The sequence below is a fragment of the Acetivibrio ethanolgignens genome (assembly GCF_001461035.1).
GTDB lineage: Bacteria > Bacillota > Clostridia > Lachnospirales > Lachnospiraceae > Velocimicrobium > Velocimicrobium ethanolgignens.
On sequence record NZ_LNAM01000126.1, the window covers coordinates 1 to 465 of the forward strand.

The 465-nt window shown below is 52.7% G+C and carries 1 tRNA gene and 1 rRNA gene; both read right to left on the reverse strand.

The annotated features are described in order from the left end of the window. Positions 1–192: 192 nt before the first annotated feature. Positions 193–266 (reverse strand) — tRNA-Ile (locus ASU35_RS06890). A gap of 6 nt (positions 267–272) precedes the next feature. Beyond that, positions 273–390 (reverse strand): 5S ribosomal RNA (gene rrf, locus ASU35_RS06895). Positions 391–465: the final 75 nt, after the last annotated feature.

The following is a 465-nucleotide window of genomic DNA, read 5'->3' on the forward strand; positions in this document are numbered from 1 at the left end:
CAAGGCAGGTGCTCTCCCAACTGAGCTATACCCCCATAAAGGGCTTTCGTCCTTTAGTTTTCTATTCTTCCAACTGGGCTTAAGTGAACCTTTCCCCTCTCCGAGAGGTTTCCCTCTTTCCAGCTTCTCCAACTGGGCTTAAGTGGATCTTTCCCCTCTCCGAGAGGTTTCCCTCTTTCCAGTTTCTCCAACTGGGCTTAAGTGGACTCGAACCACCGACCTCACGCTTATCAGGCGTGCGCTCTAACCGGCTGAGCTATAAGCCCATTTAAATCCGGCAGCCACCTACTCTCCCATACCGTCTCCAGTATAGTACCATCGGCCGCACAGGTCTTAACCATCGTGTTCGGGATGAGAACGGGTGTGACCCCTGCACGCATCGCCACCGGAAATCTTTGTTATCAATTTTGGTGATATCCACGCTCGTGCCCGCTTTTGCACTATCTCGAACCCGCTCTGCGGCTT